A 16,747-nucleotide genomic window follows, 5' to 3' on the forward strand; every position below is an offset into this window, starting at 1 on the left:
CCTGATTATCTGTCCGCATACTGCATGGTGTACAAGCCTTTATAGACACCATGCTGTTCCAGGAGGCTTTCATGAGTGCCTTCTTCCACTAATCGTCCGTTCTGCATAACAATGATGCGGTCTGCGTTTTTAATCGTGGAGAGACGGTGAGCAATGACAATGGTGGTTCGGTTTTTCATCAGATTATCCAGGGCCTTTTGCACCTTGCGTTCTGATTCAGTGTCCAGGGCAGAGGTGGCTTCGTCCAGCACCAGGATAGGCGCGTCTTTAAGAATAGCCCGGGCAATGGACACCCGCTGTTGTTGTCCACCAGAAAGACGGGTACCGGATTCTCCGATTACTGTATCAAAACCTTTGGGCAGGTCTTTGATAAATTCCATGGCAAAGGCTGCCTCAGCAGCCTGGTGAATGTCTTCATCTGTGCAGTTTGGACTGCCATAGCCGATATTATTGCGCACTGTATCGTTAAACAAGATGGTCTGTTGGGTAACCAGGGCAATCTGGCTCCGCAGGGAGTGGAGGCTAACATCTCGAATATCCTGTCCATCAATACGTATGGCTCCCTGGCAGACATCATGAAATCTGGGGATGAGGCTGGACAGGGTTGTCTTACCGCCGCCAGAAGGACCAACAACAGCCAGGATTTCACCCTGAGTGACCTTGAGCTGAACGTCCCGGAGCACGGGCTCATCCTTATTATAGGCAAAGCTGACCTTGTTGAACTCAATAGTATCATGAAAAGGAGGGAGTATCTTGCTTTCTGGTTTTTCTTTGATTTCAGGTTCAATATCAAGCAGGTTGAAGATTCGAATAGCCGCAGCTATACCGGACTGGATGGTGGAGTTAATCTTACTCACCCCTTTGACCGGCTCGTAGAGCATAACCAGCGCAGTGAGAAAGGACATAAAGGTACCTGGAGTTGAATCTCCAGCCAGCACCTGCATGCCCCCGAACCAGAGGATCAAGGCCATTCCAATGCCGCCGAGGAATTCAATCAAGGGGTGGGAAAGGCTTCGGAATTTGGTTTCTGTCATCAGGGTATCGAAAAGGTACTGCATTTTTTTACCAAAGAGCTTTTTTTCCTGCTCTTCCATACAAAAGGCCTTGACTATCCGGGTTCCCCGGATGGTCTCGTTGAGGAAATCACTGGCCTCAGCCATACCCTGCTGATAGTTGGTGCTGATTCGCCGAAATTTTTTGCCAAAGACCACGATAGGAATCGCAGCCATAGGGATGAAAATTAAAGAAACAAAAGCCAGACGCCAGTCCATATAAAAGATTACAGCGAGCAGGCCGCAAACGGTAAAGAAATCCCGGAGCAGATGGATCAAGGCGTGGGAGACAGATCCTTGAAGCATACTGACATCATTCATGATTCTGGAAATTAAGTCGCCAGTGGAATTTTTATGGAAAAATCCCATAGAGAGGTCATTGAGATGGCCGTAAATCCTGCAGCGCAGATCTTTGATCACGCATTGACCAATCCATTCAAGAAGATAGGAGTAAAGGAAATAAAAAATACCTTTGATGAAAAAAACAGCGAGCAAGGCAAGAGGGAGTATGAGCAGCCATTCCCGTTTCTTGTGTAAAAATATTTCATCAAGCAAGGGTTTGACCATATAGGCCTGAGCCGCATTAAAGCCTGCAACAATAATCATTGCCAGCATTGAGATAATGAGCTTTTTCCTGTACGGATGTAGTACCTTGTACAGGCGGGCGAGGATAGTTTTAGTTGTCATAGGGTATTATTTTATCTGAGAGGGCCTTGGACTATACCTTCAATTCCTTACCGTCTCAGTAGGGCAATAACGGGTTTGTTTCCTGAGAGATTTAAACTGGAAATCTCTAGAGGAAAAAAGCAAGCAACCAGCGACTGAGAAGGCCTGGAAGATGTGTTCCTGCAGATGCTGGGAGCCTATATTATGCCTTGGCAAAGATCAAGTAAATAGTAGGGGGCAGCTAAAAATAGGCTTGGTAGAGAGAAGGGATAAGCTACAGCTTGAAGGTTTATGGTGTTGGGTGTAGAATATGATGCTGTTGTCCTGCCCCGGATGGGCAAGATGGGTGATTATATGTTTTACCCTGACTTTTACAGTAAATTTTCGAGCGGAGTCCTTCCACAATGCAACGCGTTATTTTTTTGCTCTTTGCTGCTCTTTTGTTCCTTGTCGGCTGTTCTTCAAAACCGGTTCGTCATTTGGCCTCTGATGCTGCCTTGGTAAAGCCGGGTATATCCACACGAGAAGATGTGGTGCGTTACCTTGGAGAGCCTGACAGGCGTCGAACCCTTTCTCCCAATATGGAAGAATATGTCTATTATAACGAGCGAAAAGGATTTTTGGGCGGCTTGCCCTTTATTGGCGAGCAGCTTGATCCGAGCAGTTATGAAATGATTTTAGTCATTCTGGATGGTGATACGGTTATAGATTGTGATTTTTTGATCCATAAGGCCGGGGATAAAGACTGGGCTGCTGCTGTGAGCGAGGAGCAGCTTCCGTGAGTGCAAGATCTCTTGCCTCTTTTGCCATGCACCGGCAGCGGATGAAAGAGACCCTTATTGAACGTGGTATTGAGGATCATGCCACGTTGCGTGCCATGACTGAGGTGCCTCGGCATCAGTTTGTTGAAGATGCCATGCAGGCCCGGGCTTATGGCGATTTCCCTCTGCCCATTGGTTCTCAACAGACCATTTCTCAGCCTGTTGTTGTTGCGACAATGACTCAGGCTCTTGGGCTTCAGGGGCATGAGCGGGTATTGGAGATTGGTACAGGCTCAGGGTATCAGGCAGCAGTACTTTCCCGGCTCTGTAAGCGGGTGTACACGATTGAACGAATTCATTCCCTGCTTGGTCGGGCCCGAAAGGTTTTTGATCAATTGCATTATTATAATATTATTTCCTGTATTGATGACGGCACTGTGGGCTGGCCTGACCAGGCACCCTTTGATGCAATTGTGGTCACCGCAGGTGGGCCGAAGATCCCTGAGCCTCTGATCGAACAACTGGCCGATCCAGGTAGAATGGTTATGCCGGTGGGCACGCAGGAAGAGCAGGAATTGCAGCTTCTGGAGAAGCGCAACAGAAGAATTCGGATTCAATCTATCGGGCATGTTCGTTTTGTCAACCTGATAGGGGAACATGGCTGGAGAGAGTAAGGTGAGAAAGCAGGTGGAGATAAAGGAAGACTGTAAGGAGCAAGGGCAAGGGGTACAGGAAGAGCGTACTGAAAAGAAAAAAAAACCTGGCCTGATACGTCGCCTGTACGATTGGATGTTGAGCTGGGCAGATAGCCCCTATGGTCTTCATGCCCTTATTATTATCGCGTTTATTGAGTCCAGCTTTTTCCCCATCCCGCCGGATGTGCTGCTGGTGGCCTTGGTCCTTGGAGCAACGACCCGTTGGTATAAGTTTGCCTTTTGGTGTACCGTATCCTCGGTGATTGGTGGGCTGGCTGGCTATGGAATAGGTGTCTTTGGCTGGGAAACCATTGGTCAATGGATTGTTCAGCATGTTGCCCATATGGAGCTGACTGAGGTGGATGGCCGTCTGGATATTGCCCTGCCTTCCTATCTTATTACCGGGATGGGGAGTTCTTTAGGCGGTGAATATCTCTTTCAGGTTTATGATTATTGGAATGCCTGGATTGTCTTTGTCTTTGGTTTGACACCGCTGCCCTATAAATTGGTGACCATTACTGCTGGTGTGGCCCGGGTCAACCTGCCTGTTTTCTTGATTGCTTCTATTTTATCCAGGGCCTTGCGCTTTTTTGTGGTGGCCTGGATTCTTCATAAATGGGGGGATCCGGCCCGGCGTTTTATAGATCGTTATTTTAATCTCCTGTCAATCGCTTTTGTTGTGCTCTTGGTCGGAGGCTTTCTGATCCTGAAGGTGATTATGTAATGGATGAATATAAGACTCGCGTCGTGTTGGAAAAGTTAATTGAGAATTATCCGAGACAATCAAAGGTTAACGACTTTGCAATTGCAGAAGATGAGAAACAGGATTTTCTTAACTTTTTAATGGAGCTGCATCAGCGACGGCTTGTTGAAGCTTTCTTTATCTTAGATAACACATGCGAAAACTCAGGAATGCCATTGGAGTTAGCTGGTATTAAAATCACCAAGGAGGGAAGAGAGTTTATGGAAAGAAAAGATGAGGCACCGCCTGTTTCGCAGACAATTAATATACACGGTGCTGCGGGAACGGTGAATATCGCCGGGCAAGATATTCATATCAACGGAGCAGATGCAGATAGGCTTCTGGAAAGACTTCTGGAGAATATTGAAAAATCAGACTTGCAGCCTGCAAACAAGAAGACGCTCCGTGACGCAATAAAATCAATGGCTGCTGCTGTGACACCGAGTGTGTTGGCTGGATTGCTTGTCGAGAGCACAAAAAGTATTTTCTCAGGTAATTGACGTAGCTCCCTTTTGGCTTTTGATCTAATTGTTCCGTTTTTTTGCAATCGTGCTCCTTTTTTCTTGACCAAAAAAACGTCGCTGGTATTATATTCCCTTTGTGATAATTGGGGGCCTATAGCTCAGCTGGCTAGAGCCATCGGCTCATAACCGATAGGTCCTTGGTTCGAGTCCAAGTAGGCCCACCAGTTTTCATTGAAACTATTACACAGAACAACAGGTGATTGAGCAGAGGCTCAACGCTTTTTGATAATCTTATTCTTTTTTCGTCTTTTGAGTCTTCAGAGCTTACGTAAAAAAATCTGCCTGTATAGGAAATTTATCGTACAAGGCAATAATGAACAAACGTCAATATAAGAGGTACACCCTTTACGGGCTGTGCCTCTTTTTCTTTTTATTGTGGTAAAAGTTCAGAATATATTTGATATTCTTCAGGAGATCGCTCCTCTTGACCTTGCCCAGTCCTGGGATAATGTTGGTCTGCTTGTTGGTACCCCTGAAGGACAGGTCAGCTCAATTCTTCTTGCTCTGGATCCAACCACAGCCTTGCTTGCCGAGGCTGAGCAATGCAATGCCGAACTTATTATCACCCACCACCCAGCTCTTTTCCGTCCGTTGAAAAGCCTTCGTTCAGATCGTCCAACAGAAAAATTTCTTTTTGCAGCTGTGCAGGCAGGGCTTCATGTCATTGGTTGTCATACCAATCTGGATGCGGCCTGTGGTGGAGTGAATGATGTGTTGGCGCAATTACTTGCCCTTCAGGACGCGGTTCCTCTGTTACCTGACACCACTGAAGGTTGTGGGCAAAAGACCGGCTTAGGCCGTATAGGGATGTTATCAGCACCTCTTACCCCGGAATGTTTTTTGGAGCAGCTTGATCGCGCCATATCTCCTCCCTGGTTACTGGAAGCAGGGCCACGGCCTGATAAAATACATAAGGTCGCTGTTTGTGGCGGATCCTGCTCTGATGTTTCTGCAACAGCCTTGAGGGGCGGAGCAGATGTGTTTATCACCTCTGAGGTGAAACATGATATTGCCCGTTGGGCTGAAGAAGCTGGGTTCTGGCTGATTGATGCCGGTCATTTTGCCACTGAATATCCAGCAATGAAAGGATTACGAGATGTGCTTGTTAAGAGGCTGGATGCCTCGGGTCTGGAGGTGTCGGTGCGTTGTGCGTACCAGGAACCACCTTTACGCCTGGCAGCAGGAAAGGCCTGCTAAAGAAGAATGCAAATAAGACCTTTCTATATATTTTTGAGACTATTTTCAATATTTAACATACTGGCCGTTGTTAACGGTCAGGCTTGATACATGAGGAGTTTGCCTTGAAAGAAGATATCAGCGTGCTTATAGCCCTGCAGGAACTTGATACAGAACTTTCTGGATTTGATCGGAAAATTGAAGAAAAGAAACAGGAGTTGACAGCGCGTGAGCAGGCCATTGCCGAAAAAGAAGTCCTTGCCGGGCAGTGCAAGGAAAAAGCAGCGGAGCTGAAGCAGAGCCAACGTGATATCAAGAACGGTAGTGAGGATGCTGCTGAGCGCATTAAGGATCGCCAGAGTAAAATGATGCAGGTGCAGACCAGCCGGGAGCATCAGGCCTTGCTCAAAGAGATTGAAGATGCCAAAAAAACGATCAAGGATACTGAGGAAGAGTTGCTTCAGGTGATGGAGCAGGTCGAGGCAGAAGAAGCCAAGGCAAAAGAATTGGAAAACCTCTGCACTGGAGAACGGGAGTTACTTGCTGAGGAGGCTGCGAAGGTTGAAAAAGCAGTTGATGAATTGAATAATAAGCGATTAGCTGTGCAGGAACAACGCGATAAGATGGCCAGGAATGTTCCTTCTTCGCTGATGAAGCGATATGATAAATTGCTCAAAAAACGGGAAGGACTTGCTGTTGTCCGGGTTATTGATGCTGTGTGTCAGGGCTGTTTTATGACTATCCCACCGCAGAAGTATAACGATATCCGTTTGGGAGAGGATATTTTTTCCTGCCCAACCTGTCAGCGTACCCTGTATTATTTACCTGAAACAGAAGAAGTTGATGCCTGAGTCCTGTTTGGATCAGGCGGCTCTTGCTGCCGTTCTTGGGGAGCGTCTGTCAGATGCTGTCCTGGCAAAGTTGTTCCCGGAGTATGCTCTTGCTGATATACGTGCTGTTTTGTGTGGTCAGCAGAAGACAGTCAGCCCGGTTATAATTACGTCCTCTCCAGCTCCTTCTGTTCAGCAGCAAAGTCTGTTTCCTGAGCAGGCTTCTGGTTCCGGTTTAGCCTGTAAGCTCTTTACGGATGGTGCTTCCCGTGGCAATCCCGGAGAAGCCGGGGCCGGGAGTGTGCTTTTGGAGAGCAATGGTCAGGAGCTTGCGGCCCGTTCGCTTTATCTTGGTCAATGTACCAATAATGTGGCCGAGTACAAGGCCTTGCTGCTTGGTTTGCAGTCGGCCCTTGAGCTGGGTTGTGGCAAATTGGAGATCTTTCTTGATTCTCAATTGATTGTCCGGCAGTTGCAGGGGCAGTATAAGGTGAAGCATCCGACTTTAAAGCCTCTTTTTTTTGAGGTGAAGGAGTTGCTGACCAGGATAGAGAACTGGTCGGTTGCCCATGTGCCTCGGGAGCAGAATAAGCGTGCTGATGCCTTGGCGAATCAGGGCATTGATAATAAGGTAGCCTGATTCCTTACCAAGTAAGGAATTCTCTTGTATCTTTGAGGAGGCTTGAGGGCTGAAGCCAGAACGCTTCTGGCTTTTTCCAGAAATTTTCTCCCTGCAACCCGGAAAGCTGCTGCCTTTACCCAGAAGAAGCCTGGCTTTTAATAGGACTACGATAGAGAGATATAAACAGTTTCAGGGCGGACGCATGGTCGCTCCGGCGTTAAGCCGGTGAGGAAAGTCCGAACACCGCAGGGCACGGTGGTTCCTAACGGGAACTCCGGGTAACCGGAGGAAAGTGCCACAGAAAAGACACCGCCGATGGAACGACGCAGTTGTTCACAGGTAAGGTTGAAATGGTGAGGTAAGAGCTCACCGCCTTTATGGCGACATAAAGGGCAGGGTAAACCCCACCGGGTGCAAAACCAAATAGGGAAACGTTTGAGGGCGGCTCGTCCGATGTTTCCGGGTAGGTTGCACGAGGTGCCGGGCAACCGGCATCCCAGTTAAATGATCATGGCCTGCTTTGGCAGGAACAGAATTCGGCTTATAGTCTGCCCTGTTTTTTTATATGAAAGTCTTGGGTGACTCCTTGGAGTCGCCCAATCTTCGTGTTTTGTTGTCCCTCCCCCAAGGGGGAGGGATGGAAGTTATTCCTACCAATACCATTTGAGTTCAACAGCGATTGTGTCCTTTTCCCCCAGCAGGGAGAGGGCGGAGCGTGCTGAGATATGGTACTGAAGTTCTATTCCATACATAGCCTCAAGATGATCCTGATAACTGAGGCTGGCTCCTCCGTAGATCCGGGATTTGATCCGACCAAAATCTGTCAGAACCCCGATATGGGGAAAGAGGCGGGCATGGGGTTGCTCAGTATGGGCTGAGACCTCAAGCAGGGCATAGGCAGTAATGTCGTTGCCAAATTTTCGGGCCCGGCCTGCGCCAAAACGAAAAAAGAAGTCCTGTTCAGCAACACCATCCTCTTCAACAGATTCCATTCCTGCCCGAAGTTGCCATGACCAGGGATTCTTTTCATGGATGAGTGCATGATTGGTTTTGAGTTTCCTGATCCTGAGCAGATCAAAACGATCCACAAAAAAATCCTCTTCTCCGATTCCTACCACGGTATCCAGTACTGTTAATTCGTCGCCGCCCAAGCTGTTGCGGCCCACACTTTCCTGGGTAAACGGGGCCAAATGAAGGCGTACATAACTGTTGCGGATTTTATTATGACCTATGCCCAATCCTGTGAGCAAAGGAGGGTTTCCCTTGGCTGGCGATGCCAGTTCAGGAGGTTGTTCCAAGGGAGTTGTCCGGGGTGGCAGACCAAGTCGGGCAAGGAGCAGATCCTTTTTACTTTGCAGGATTTCTTCTGCAGGATTGGGTGCCTCCTCAACGAGCCGATAATTGAAATAGGCCAGCAGGGTATCTAGCACTGCTGGTTGTTGTTCAACATCGATTTGTTTCAGGGATTCCTGAAGAGTTCCTGTTCCTTTCTCTATCACCGTCTGTACAGCTTCTTTTTCGTCTTTTCCCAGCTGGTCAAAGCGATAGTAGAGGGTACTCTCAACCGAAGGGATAAAGCGGATAGATTGAATGAGTCCTTTTTTACCAACCTCCTGCCTGCTACGATCTATTTCTTCAAAATGATGAAAGATTTCAACCGGGGCATACCAGAGGCGTGCATTATCCAGCAGTGGTTCCTCCAGAATCAGTTCCAGGAGTTCAGCAAGGCGGGCTGCGCAGTTTTTATGAAAGAAATAATAGGTAAATTTTTTGCCCAGGATTTCCCAGAGGTGAAAAATCAACAGCTGTTGCTGGTCATCTGACAGACGTAATTGATAATCCCAGATATCGCGGAATTCTGTTCGGGAATAGACCAGATCCTGCGTGTAAAAATATCGATCTGAAAATCCTGCCTGATAGCCGCCGCCAATACCGTAGATAATATAGCGTAAGGTCGACTCGTTCTCTGGAACCAGGGCACCGTAATTAACAGTGAGATCAAAGAGTCCAGCCTGATCATCGTGGCTGTCTGTGTTGAACTTTAATAAGGTGTGGCCAAAGACAGAGGCTGGGTTGCCGAGATAGCCACTGACCAGAAAGAGACTGGTTGAGGTAACCTGCCCAGGTAAAGACCATTTGCTCAAGCGGGTACATTGCGATGGTTGCGGTGTATACTCTGGCAGGGAAACATGCTGTGAAAGCCAGAAATAGCGGGCAGGGAAACGACAGCGGGCATGAGTGTTGTCATCCGCTGACCAGGGTTGGGAATAGGCAGCCAGGGTAGCATGGAGTTCTGCCGCAGGATCTTGCTTGCCGTTTTGGGAAAGAAAAAACTCTTTGGTTAATACCTCGCTCTGCTCATCCTGACCATCTTTATAATGGAGGAGTTTGAGCCAAACCGGATTATGAGCAAGTGCTTGTACCTGATCCGGTGAGAAGTTGACAGGGGGCTTGATATCTGAATGATGTGCCCAGCCTGATTCTGGAGCAAGTCCCCAGAGCATCCATAATAGGGCGCAGGTAATACACGGGTGGATGAAAAAGAGGGCTTTGCGGGGGCTGGAGAGGAGGGGATGGGGCTGGCGGCAGGTATACGCCGACGCACGCATACAGCGTATACCTGGCATAGGCTGATCAGCTCCGGTTTTCCATTTCCTTGTGAAGAATATTGTACAGGTTTTCAGCCTTGGTAAAGAGGGTCTGTTGGGTATAATCAGCAGCTGCAACAGAATGGGCAAACTGCTTGCGAACGTCTTCCACAAAGGCTGTTTTCTCTTCCTGTTCAACCCCTGCCAGCGCAGTCAATGAATCAAGGTATTTGCCTTCTCCGGCTGCCAGCTCAACTTCCAGAGACTCATAGGCATCATGGACAAAAGTGGCCATACGGGCCTGTCCACCTGAGCAGGTCTCAGGAGATGAGATGTTGGAGGAAATAGCAGTGGTTCCCAAATCAAAGGTGACGTTGGTGATAGCAGCCACTACCGGGGTGCGGGGTGCGATGATTGCGCCGAGTCCACAATCTATATAGATCTCGGCAAATTCTCTGGCTGTTGCGGTTTGGGCAAGAGCTAAGGAGGCAGCACAACTCAGGGCAAGGAAGGTCAATTTTGGGGTACGCATGTCTCTTGTTCTCCTTTTTGTACAGAAGTTGAATGAATTGTAACATCATTTCTCTCTGCCAATAGTAGCCGGGAAGCTCTCTGCTGTCAATAATGCTTTGTTCCGAATTATATTTTGCTATCATTCTTCGTTCGCAGTACTATAGTATGATTAAACTTCAGCACGCTATGGTGAACAAATATGATTGATACGACAACACACTCCGTGGCTGCCATTATCCCGGCAGCAGGTTTGGGAACCCGGATGGGAGCTGGGATCCCGAAACAATTTCTTGAACTGGCTGGCGAGCCTGTCCTGGTTCGCACCCTGCGGGTTTTTCTTGCCCACCCGGCCATTGACCTGATTATGTTGATCCTTCCTCCTGTACATCTTGAAACCGGCAAAGATCAACTTATTCCTTTTCTGAGCAAAGAGGAACAGAGCAGGATTATATATGTGGCTGGGGGCGACACCCGTCAGCACTCGGTCCAGAACGGGATCAAAGCCCTGCCTGCTTCTATTGAGCGGATTTTTGTCCATGATGGGGCACGGCCTCTGGTCAAAGGGGAGATTATTGATAGATGCCTTGCAGGTATTGAGGAGCATGGGGCTGTAATTGCAGCGCTTCCGGTCAAGGATACCCTGAAAGAGGTTGATGAGGGTTGCACAGAGATTGTTGGCACTGTGGATCGCTCCCGACTCTGGCAGGCCCAGACTCCCCAGGCAATGGATCTCCATTTGCTGGAACGGGCCTATGAGTATGCTGCAGCCACTGGTTTTATTGGCACAGATGAGGCGTCTCTGCTGGAACACGCCGGGGTTTCAGTGAGTGTGGTGATGGGCAGTGAGGAAAATATTAAAATTACCCGGCCGGATGATCTGAAGATCGCAGCCGCTCTGCTTCGGAAGGGGTAGGGAAAGAAGAGGACGCTATGCGGATCGGACACGGTTTTGATGCCCATCGATTGACAAAAGGAAGGAAACTGATTCTCGGCGGGGTGGAGATTCCCTACGAGCTAGGGCTGGTCGGTCACTCGGATGCGGATGTCCTGGTTCATGCCCTGATGGATGCCCTGCTCGGTGCCTTGGGGGCAGGGGATATCGGGCGACATTTCCCGGATACGGATGAGCAGTACCGGGGCGCGGACAGCCTCAAGCTGCTTGAACGGGTCATGGAACTGGTCAGGGCGAAAAAGATGCACCTGGAGAACGCGGATATCACGGTGGTCTGCCAGCAGCCTAAACTTGCTCCCCACTTGGCGACCATGCAAAGCAATCTTGCCGCTGTTTGCGGAGTCTCACCGGAGCAGATCAATATCAAGGCCACCACCACAGAGAAGATGGGTTATACCGGGCGGGGCGAGGGGATTACTGCCCATGCAGTGGTGCTGCTCGCTGAGGCGGTATGATTGAAGGAGTGCTTATAAGCTGGGGTGCTACAGCAGCATGGTCGGTTTTTGGCCCGGTTTTGGAAAATATTGCTCAGGGTGTGGCGAAGGATGCGGCTAAAAGCTATGTCGGTAAATGCTTCGGCAGTGTATTATCGCCCCTGAACCGCAAGCCGCTGACCAAGGCAACCGGTCTCGCAGTGAAAGAGCTGCTCAAGCTGCTGGAAGATGAATTGCTGGATGCGGAGCTGGAGACCCGCGAGCTGGAGGTGATGCGTGATGTCGTTGCCGACTTTTTGGAGCAGGACGTTGTGCAGCAGGCCATCGGTTCTTTATTTCTGGAGCCGGGCTATTATCTTGATCCGGCCCTTTTTGTAAAAGCGTGGCAGGATACTCCTGATGCTCCGGCCCTGCCCAATGATTTTTCCTGGAAGCGAATCAGCAAACGCTTCAGCCGCGAGGTGGAGGCTATTCGAGATGATTCAGCGGAACTGCGGGAAACCTTTGCCCGTCTGCGTTCTGCCAAGGACAGCGAGGATTGGCAGAAAGGACGTGACCTACCTCCAGAGTTTGATCTGGACAAATACGCGGATGCTCTGGTGGAACGCTTTGCCAGCCTCGGTCTGGATAGCTTGGACACCGAGGGCGCGGCCTATAATGCGGTCCGCCTCTGGAACGTGTTTGTGCCCCAGTCCATCCGGGAATGTCAGAACTACCGACCGCAGTTGCTGGAGCTGCCCAAGGAAGAACAGCAACGCCTGATTCAGCAGGGTGAGGTCGATGCTCGCGAATTGGAGCTGCTGGAGCGCGAACGTCACGACCTGCGGCGGGCCTATTTTGACCAGACCCCGCGACCGGTCTTGGAGGTCTGCGCTGACCCGCAACTGCCCCGGCTCGTCATTCTCGGCGATCCCGGTTCCGGCAAATCTTCTCTGCTCCGCTTCCTGGCCCTGGAATGGGCACGAGATGAGGACGCCAACCGCCGTTATACTGCACCCCTACCTCTGCTCATCGAGCTGCGCGATTACAACCAGTGGGACTGCCCCAATGGTAAGGGCTTTGTCTCGTATCTGCATCATGCCCGTACTTGGCACCGTCTTAATCAACAGACCCTTGATGCCTTGCTTAAAATACCGGGCCGGGTTGTGCTCCTGCTGGATGGCCTGGATGAAATCTTTGATCCCAAGGAGCGTGAGCAGGCCATCAATGATATCCATCGCTTCAGCAATGATTACCCTGATACCCGGATTATCCTGACCTCTCGGGTGGTGGGGTATAAGACGCAGAGGTTGCGGGATGCAGAATTTAAAGACTTTATGCTCCAGGATTTGGATGAAGAGCAGGTTGAGCAATTTCTGGTTCTTTGGCATGAGACCACCTTTACGGATATCAATGAGGCCCAGCGCAAGCGGGAACGGCTGGCTAAAGCAATCAGGGAATCTAATCCTATCAAGCTGCTGGCGGGTAATCCTCTTCTCCTTACCTTGATGGCAATCATTAACCGTTATCAGGAATTACCCCGTGATCGGGTCTTGCTCTATGAAAAGGCGGCGGAGCTACTGCTTCAGCAATGGGAAACAGAACGCTCGTTGCAGGATTTCCCCGGCCTCAGCGGAGAGATCGACCTCCGGGCAAAGTCCGCCATTCTGCGCCGGGTGGCTCTGGCGATGCAGACCGCTGAAGGGCAGGAGGAAGGCCGGGCTGCCAATATCATTCAGGGCGAACGACTCGCCGGGCTGATTGAAGCCTATTTGCGGGAAGATCTTCATTTTGATCAGGCCCGTGCTGCGGCTAATGCCTTGGTTAAGCAATTACGGGAACGGAATTTCATCCTCTGCTTTCTTGGCGGTGACAGCTATGCCTTTGTCCACCGCACCTTTCTTGAATACTTCTGCGCCACCGAGTTTGTTCACCAGTTTGAAAAGAAAAAGAGCTTGAGCCTTGAGGAGCTGCTTGCTCTGTATGATAAATATTGCCGGGACGATGACTGGCAGGAAGTGCTGCGCCTGATCTGCGGGCAGCTTGATGAACAGTTTGCCGGGGAAATTATTGCGCACTTAACGGAGCAGGTGGATATGGAGGCGTGGGATGGGGAAACGCCGTTGCCGGAGTTGGTGCTGGCGGTTTGGTGTTTGAGTGAGGTGCGAAACCTAAAGCTTATTGAGGAGAAAATAGGAGTGGAGTTGCTGCTGAAGGTGATCCATTGTTTCCTTTCTGGGAGGAGAGAGATGGCTTCAGTGTCTGATCTTCTTACATCTTGTTATTCAGGATATTTCGCTAAACAATTACTTGTTGCAACTAAGAGTGTTGGGCCAGAATGGCCTGGGAAATCGAAGTTTTATTTTGATAGTACATGTGTAAAATATAGCGTGCCAAAAGGATATATACCATATAATAAAGAGGCGGTCGTTTTTTTCGCACATGTTTTGCAACAACGAGTTTTGGTCAACCAATTCTGTTTGGATGAAAATTGGGAGAATCGCCACAGCGGAGTGAAGATATTAAGTGAATACTGGCCTGATGATGAAACTCGCCAGCTGCTTCGTGAACGTGTTGTGCAGGATGAAGGGATTTCTATCCGTTATACGGCACTGGAGCAGATGGTCAAACACTGGCCGGATAGCGATACTCTTCAGTTGCTTAGTGAACGCGTTGTACAGGACGAGGATGGCTCTATCCGTAAGAGTGCGCTGGAGCAATTGATTGCACATTGGAAGGATGATAAGGGGCTTCAATTGCTCAAAGAACGTATTAATCAGGATGAGGATCAAGATGTCCGTAGCACTGCATTGACGTTGTTGGTCAGGCACTGGCCTGATGATGAAACTCGTCAGCTAATTAGAGAACTAGCACCAGTAGAAGGCACAGCTGCACTTTTGTACGGCAAAGAGTTTTCCCGTTTTGGTGAAGTTGTATTTCAAGAGTACGTAGAGTTTGACTACGGGTATCTCAATCCTCGTCAACCAATCTCCGCCGAACACATCCAAAAAGCCGCAGAAGAAGCCAATATTCCCCCGGACAAAATCGACGAAACCGTGCGTTCCCTTTCCGAACACATGGGCTGGGACATCACCAAAGGCAGCGAGGCCGGGAAGTTGCCCTAGGGCCGAAAGATTTTTCGCCCTTACTGTTTCTGTGCTATAATAAAATCGTTACGGAACAGCAACGCGAACAAAAACAGCAGCAAGGATACACGATATGGAACAAATAGTTGTCCAAGTACGGGATAAAGAAAAGGCCAAAATGCTGCTTGATCTGCTGACAGCGTTGGACTTTGTTGATTCTGTTCAGGCCGGTCAAAGCGAAACTTCTGAGCAGGATACCCCGGATGATTTCTTTTCCTTGGCAGGAATCTGGCAGGACAGAGATATTACTCAGGAGGCAATCCGTAAAGAAGCGTGGCCGAGGCAGGAGACATGATCCTCTGTGACACCAACATTCTGATCGAATTCTACAAAAATAATCCGCAGATTACAGAAGAGCTGCGCCAGATCGGCCCGAACCGCCTGGCTATCAGCGCGATTACCCAGGCCGAACTGTATTTCGGTGCTTTGAACAAAGCGGAGTTACAGCGCATCAAGCAACACCTTGCACTGCTGACCGGTTTTCCTCTGGATATCCCAATTTCAACCCGGTTTCTTCAGCTCATGGAAACCTATTCGTTAAGTCATAAACTGAGCCTGCCGGATGCGTTGATTGCGGCAACTGCCCTGTCGCATGATCTGTCTCTGTATACGTTGAACGTCAAAGATTTTCGTTTCATCTCCGGCTTGAACCTGCACCGCCCCGCAGCATAAGTGGAAGAGGAATCCGTGCGCTCGCTTTCAGAACACATGGGCTGGGACATAACCAAGGGCAGTGAAGCCGGGAAGTTTTCGCCTTGCCCTCTGCACCCGGTTTTCAACGTGCAAAAATAGAAAAATCTATATTTGAATGAGGGCGAGCATGTCCCGTCACCGGGGAATGATTCTTCGTCACAAGGGGGTCGTCCTGCGTCACCGAGGGATGATGCCTCGTCACAAGGGGATTGTTCTGCGTCACCGGGGGATCATGTTTCGTCACAAGGGGATTGCCTTGCGTCACTGGGAGATCATGCCTCGTCACAAGGGAATCGTCTTGCGTCACAGAGGGATAACGCCTCGTCACAAGGGGATCGCCCTGCGTCACTGGGGGATGATGACCATCCTCTTGTGAATGATGATCAATTTGTGTCGAATCATGACGAGATACTACCGAATGATGACAAAAATATTGCGTAGCGTCATGATTCCCTGCCTCGGAACGATTCTGCAACAGGTACGAGTGGTTCTGCAACGCCGCTGCATGATCCTGCGATAGGTACGGATCGTTCTGCACAAGAAAAGGATGACGCTGCGATCCTGCGGAATGATTCCGCACAGGGGGAGACCCTATCAGAACATCCGCACCGGGACATCACCAAGGGCAAGAAAGCTTGTAAGAAGGCTTTCCTCTTCAGCTTCTTTCCTTTTCGTTTCTCTTGAGCTTGCGTTCCGATTGGGCTACAATGCAGAGAAATACAAGGAGAATCGCTATGAATAAAACAGCAAGCGTACGGGCTCGTATTGAGCCTGACTTAAAAAATCGGGCGGAATATATTTTTCGTCAACTTGGCTTGACTACCACCCAAGCTATTACTCTGTTTTATAAACAGGTGGAACAAAGAAAGGGTCTGCCTTTCAGTGTAGCATTGCCCAATGAGTCTACCCGCAAGACTTTTGACGACACAGATGCCGGATGCGATCTGGTCGTTTGCGAGGATGCTGAAGATATGTTTAAAAAGCTCGGTATCTGATGCTGACTCCCGTATATACCCGAAAATTTGAACGGGACATCAAGCGTATGCGGAAGCGCGGGAAGAATATGGATAAAATCAAGCTGATTATCCGCTCTCTGGTTGCGGAAGAATCTCTTGATCCCATCCATCGGGATCATAGGCTCATCGGAAATTGGAAAGGGAGGCGGGAATGCCACATTGAATCAGATTGGCTGCTTATTTATCAATACCAGTCAGACAGTATTATCTTTGAGCGTACAGGTACCCATACTGATTTGTTTCGTAAATAGTCAATATGTTCCCTATTTTTTCTAGTGTTCAAGCTCTGCTTGGGCACAGACACCGTGAAGCTCCGCTTTATATCGGGTTGATCTTGTGCAATATCATTGAGGTGAAA

Annotated in this window: 18 protein-coding genes, 1 tRNA gene and 1 other RNA gene; 17 read left to right on the forward strand and 3 right to left on the reverse strand. The window is 49.3% G+C overall.

What is annotated here, in order from left to right; translation table 11 throughout:
• Positions 1 to 5: 5 nt before the first annotated feature.
• Complete coding sequence (gene msbA, locus L2082_RS00775) at positions 6 to 1,739, reverse strand: lipid A export permease/ATP-binding protein MsbA (protein WP_446009496.1); 1,734 nt, start codon at positions 1,737 to 1,739, stop codon at positions 6 to 8.
• A gap of 383 nt (positions 1,740 to 2,122) precedes the next feature.
• On the opposite strand from msbA, the gene bamE reads away from it, so the two are divergent.
• The 9 genes from bamE to rnpB all read left to right on the forward strand — a co-directional run bounded on the left by bamE (position 2,123) and on the right by rnpB (position 7,628).
• Entirely contained in the window at positions 2,123 to 2,500 is a 378-nt protein-coding gene (gene bamE / locus L2082_RS00780; RefSeq protein ID WP_446009495.1) for an outer membrane protein assembly factor BamE domain-containing protein, read from the forward strand.
• Between the two features lie 26 nt (positions 2,501 to 2,526).
• Positions 2,527 to 3,153, forward strand: a complete 627-nt coding sequence (locus tag L2082_RS00785) for a protein-L-isoaspartate(D-aspartate) O-methyltransferase (RefSeq protein WP_446009502.1) — start codon at positions 2,527 to 2,529, stop codon at positions 3,151 to 3,153.
• On the forward strand, positions 3,137 to 3,898 hold the full coding sequence (locus L2082_RS00790; protein WP_446009494.1) for a YqaA family protein: 762 nt from the start codon (positions 3,137 to 3,139) through the stop codon (positions 3,896 to 3,898). The genes L2082_RS00785 and L2082_RS00790 overlap by 17 nt, the downstream gene beginning before the upstream one ends.
• Positions 3,898 to 4,416: a hypothetical protein gene (locus tag L2082_RS00795; RefSeq protein WP_446009493.1), complete on the forward strand. Its 519-nt coding sequence runs from the start codon at positions 3,898 to 3,900 to the stop codon at positions 4,414 to 4,416. Before L2082_RS00790 ends, L2082_RS00795 begins: the two co-directional genes overlap by 1 nt.
• Before the next feature lie 111 nt (positions 4,417 to 4,527).
• Positions 4,528 to 4,604, forward strand: a tRNA-Ile gene (locus L2082_RS00800).
• A 190-nt stretch (positions 4,605 to 4,794) separates the two neighbouring features.
• Complete coding sequence (locus L2082_RS00805; protein ID WP_446011354.1) at positions 4,795 to 5,637, forward strand: Nif3-like dinuclear metal center hexameric protein; 843 nt, start codon at positions 4,795 to 4,797, stop codon at positions 5,635 to 5,637.
• A gap of 104 nt (positions 5,638 to 5,741) precedes the next feature.
• Positions 5,742 to 6,467 (forward strand): zinc ribbon domain-containing protein, encoded by a 726-nt coding sequence (locus L2082_RS00810; RefSeq protein WP_446008029.1) that lies wholly within the window; start codon positions 5,742 to 5,744, stop codon positions 6,465 to 6,467.
• Positions 6,460 to 7,086 (forward strand): ribonuclease HI family protein, encoded by a 627-nt coding sequence (locus L2082_RS00815; RefSeq protein WP_446008030.1) that lies wholly within the window; start codon positions 6,460 to 6,462, stop codon positions 7,084 to 7,086. Before L2082_RS00810 ends, L2082_RS00815 begins: the two co-directional genes overlap by 8 nt.
• Before the next feature lie 172 nt (positions 7,087 to 7,258).
• Positions 7,259 to 7,628: RNase P RNA component class A (gene rnpB, locus L2082_RS00820), an RNA gene on the forward strand.
• A gap of 90 nt (positions 7,629 to 7,718) precedes the next feature.
• Here rnpB and L2082_RS00825 read toward each other — a convergent pair.
• Both L2082_RS00825 and L2082_RS00830 read right to left on the reverse strand, forming a co-directional pair.
• Complete coding sequence (locus tag L2082_RS00825; RefSeq protein WP_446008031.1) at positions 7,719 to 9,677, reverse strand: lipoprotein N-acyltransferase Lnb domain-containing protein; 1,959 nt, start codon at positions 9,675 to 9,677, stop codon at positions 7,719 to 7,721.
• 25 nt (positions 9,678 to 9,702) lie between these two features.
• The gene (locus tag L2082_RS00830) at positions 9,703 to 10,188 is read right to left on the reverse strand and encodes a DUF3015 family protein (RefSeq protein WP_446008032.1); all 486 of its coding nucleotides are present in this window, start codon (positions 10,186 to 10,188) and stop codon (positions 9,703 to 9,705) included.
• Positions 10,189 to 10,368: 180 nt separating this feature from the next.
• Between L2082_RS00830 and ispD the strand changes: the two genes are divergently transcribed.
• The 8 genes from ispD to L2082_RS00870 all read left to right on the forward strand — a co-directional run bounded on the left by ispD (position 10,369) and on the right by L2082_RS00870 (position 16,640).
• The gene (ispD, locus tag L2082_RS00835; protein WP_446008033.1) at positions 10,369 to 11,082 is read left to right on the forward strand and encodes a 2-C-methyl-D-erythritol 4-phosphate cytidylyltransferase; all 714 of its coding nucleotides are present in this window, start codon (positions 10,369 to 10,371) and stop codon (positions 11,080 to 11,082) included.
• A 17-nt stretch (positions 11,083 to 11,099) separates the two neighbouring features.
• Positions 11,100 to 11,576 carry a 2-C-methyl-D-erythritol 2,4-cyclodiphosphate synthase gene (ispF, locus tag L2082_RS00840; RefSeq protein WP_446008034.1) on the forward strand — a complete coding sequence of 159 codons (477 nt, stop codon included), beginning with the start codon at positions 11,100 to 11,102 and terminating at the stop codon, positions 11,574 to 11,576.
• Positions 11,573 to 14,659: an NACHT domain-containing protein gene (locus L2082_RS00845; protein ID WP_446008035.1), complete on the forward strand. Its 3,087-nt coding sequence runs from the start codon at positions 11,573 to 11,575 to the stop codon at positions 14,657 to 14,659. The genes ispF and L2082_RS00845 overlap by 4 nt, the downstream gene beginning before the upstream one ends.
• A 94-nt stretch (positions 14,660 to 14,753) precedes the next feature.
• Entirely contained in the window at positions 14,754 to 14,975 is a 222-nt protein-coding gene (locus tag L2082_RS00850) for a hypothetical protein (protein WP_446008036.1), read from the forward strand.
• Positions 14,972 to 15,352: a PIN domain-containing protein gene (locus L2082_RS00855; protein ID WP_446008056.1), complete on the forward strand. Its 381-nt coding sequence runs from the start codon at positions 14,972 to 14,974 to the stop codon at positions 15,350 to 15,352. Before L2082_RS00850 ends, L2082_RS00855 begins: the two co-directional genes overlap by 4 nt.
• A gap of 148 nt (positions 15,353 to 15,500) precedes the next feature.
• Positions 15,501 to 15,749, forward strand: coding sequence for a hypothetical protein (locus L2082_RS00860; RefSeq protein WP_446008037.1), 249 nt, complete (start codon positions 15,501 to 15,503; stop codon positions 15,747 to 15,749).
• 358 nt (positions 15,750 to 16,107) lie between these two features.
• Positions 16,108 to 16,368, forward strand: a complete 261-nt coding sequence (locus L2082_RS00865; RefSeq protein WP_446008038.1) for a type II toxin-antitoxin system RelB/DinJ family antitoxin — start codon at positions 16,108 to 16,110, stop codon at positions 16,366 to 16,368.
• Positions 16,368 to 16,640 (forward strand): type II toxin-antitoxin system YafQ family toxin, encoded by a 273-nt coding sequence (locus L2082_RS00870; RefSeq protein ID WP_446008039.1) that lies wholly within the window; start codon positions 16,368 to 16,370, stop codon positions 16,638 to 16,640. Before L2082_RS00865 ends, L2082_RS00870 begins: the two co-directional genes overlap by 1 nt.
• The last annotated feature ends 107 nt before the right edge of the window (positions 16,641 to 16,747 follow it).

This window comes from Candidatus Electrothrix sp. (assembly GCF_052785085.1).

What these genes read in the sequence shown, in the direction of transcription:
- msbA (WP_446009496.1), bottom strand. Translation starts at nt 1,739, where the DNA reads ATGACAACTAAAACTATCCTCGCCCGCCTGTACAAGGTACTACATCCG.
- bamE (WP_446009495.1), top strand. Translation starts at nt 2,123, where the DNA reads ATGCAACGCGTTATTTTTTTGCTCTTTGCTGCTCTTTTGTTCCTTGTC.
- L2082_RS00785 (WP_446009502.1), top strand. Translation starts at nt 2,527, where the DNA reads ATGCACCGGCAGCGGATGAAAGAGACCCTTATTGAACGTGGTATTGAG.
- L2082_RS00790 (WP_446009494.1), top strand. Translation starts at nt 3,137, where the DNA reads ATGGCTGGAGAGAGTAAGGTGAGAAAGCAGGTGGAGATAAAGGAAGAC.
- L2082_RS00795 (WP_446009493.1), top strand. Translation starts at nt 3,898, where the DNA reads ATGGATGAATATAAGACTCGCGTCGTGTTGGAAAAGTTAATTGAGAAT.
- L2082_RS00815 (WP_446008030.1), top strand. Translation starts at nt 6,460, where the DNA reads ATGCCTGAGTCCTGTTTGGATCAGGCGGCTCTTGCTGCCGTTCTTGGG.
- L2082_RS00825 (WP_446008031.1), bottom strand. Translation starts at nt 9,677, where the DNA reads ATGCGTGCGTCGGCGTATACCTGCCGCCAGCCCCATCCCCTCCTCTCC.
- L2082_RS00830 (WP_446008032.1), bottom strand. Translation starts at nt 10,188, where the DNA reads ATGCGTACCCCAAAATTGACCTTCCTTGCCCTGAGTTGTGCTGCCTCC.
- ispD (WP_446008033.1), top strand. Translation starts at nt 10,369, where the DNA reads ATGATTGATACGACAACACACTCCGTGGCTGCCATTATCCCGGCAGCA.
- ispF (WP_446008034.1), top strand. Translation starts at nt 11,100, where the DNA reads ATGCGGATCGGACACGGTTTTGATGCCCATCGATTGACAAAAGGAAGG.
- L2082_RS00845 (WP_446008035.1), top strand. Translation starts at nt 11,573, where the DNA reads ATGATTGAAGGAGTGCTTATAAGCTGGGGTGCTACAGCAGCATGGTCG.
- L2082_RS00850 (WP_446008036.1), top strand. Translation starts at nt 14,754, where the DNA reads ATGGAACAAATAGTTGTCCAAGTACGGGATAAAGAAAAGGCCAAAATG.
- L2082_RS00855 (WP_446008056.1), top strand. Translation starts at nt 14,972, where the DNA reads ATGATCCTCTGTGACACCAACATTCTGATCGAATTCTACAAAAATAAT.
- L2082_RS00860 (WP_446008037.1), top strand. Translation starts at nt 15,501, where the DNA reads ATGTCCCGTCACCGGGGAATGATTCTTCGTCACAAGGGGGTCGTCCTG.
- L2082_RS00865 (WP_446008038.1), top strand. Translation starts at nt 16,108, where the DNA reads ATGAATAAAACAGCAAGCGTACGGGCTCGTATTGAGCCTGACTTAAAA.
- L2082_RS00870 (WP_446008039.1), top strand. Translation starts at nt 16,368, where the DNA reads ATGCTGACTCCCGTATATACCCGAAAATTTGAACGGGACATCAAGCGT.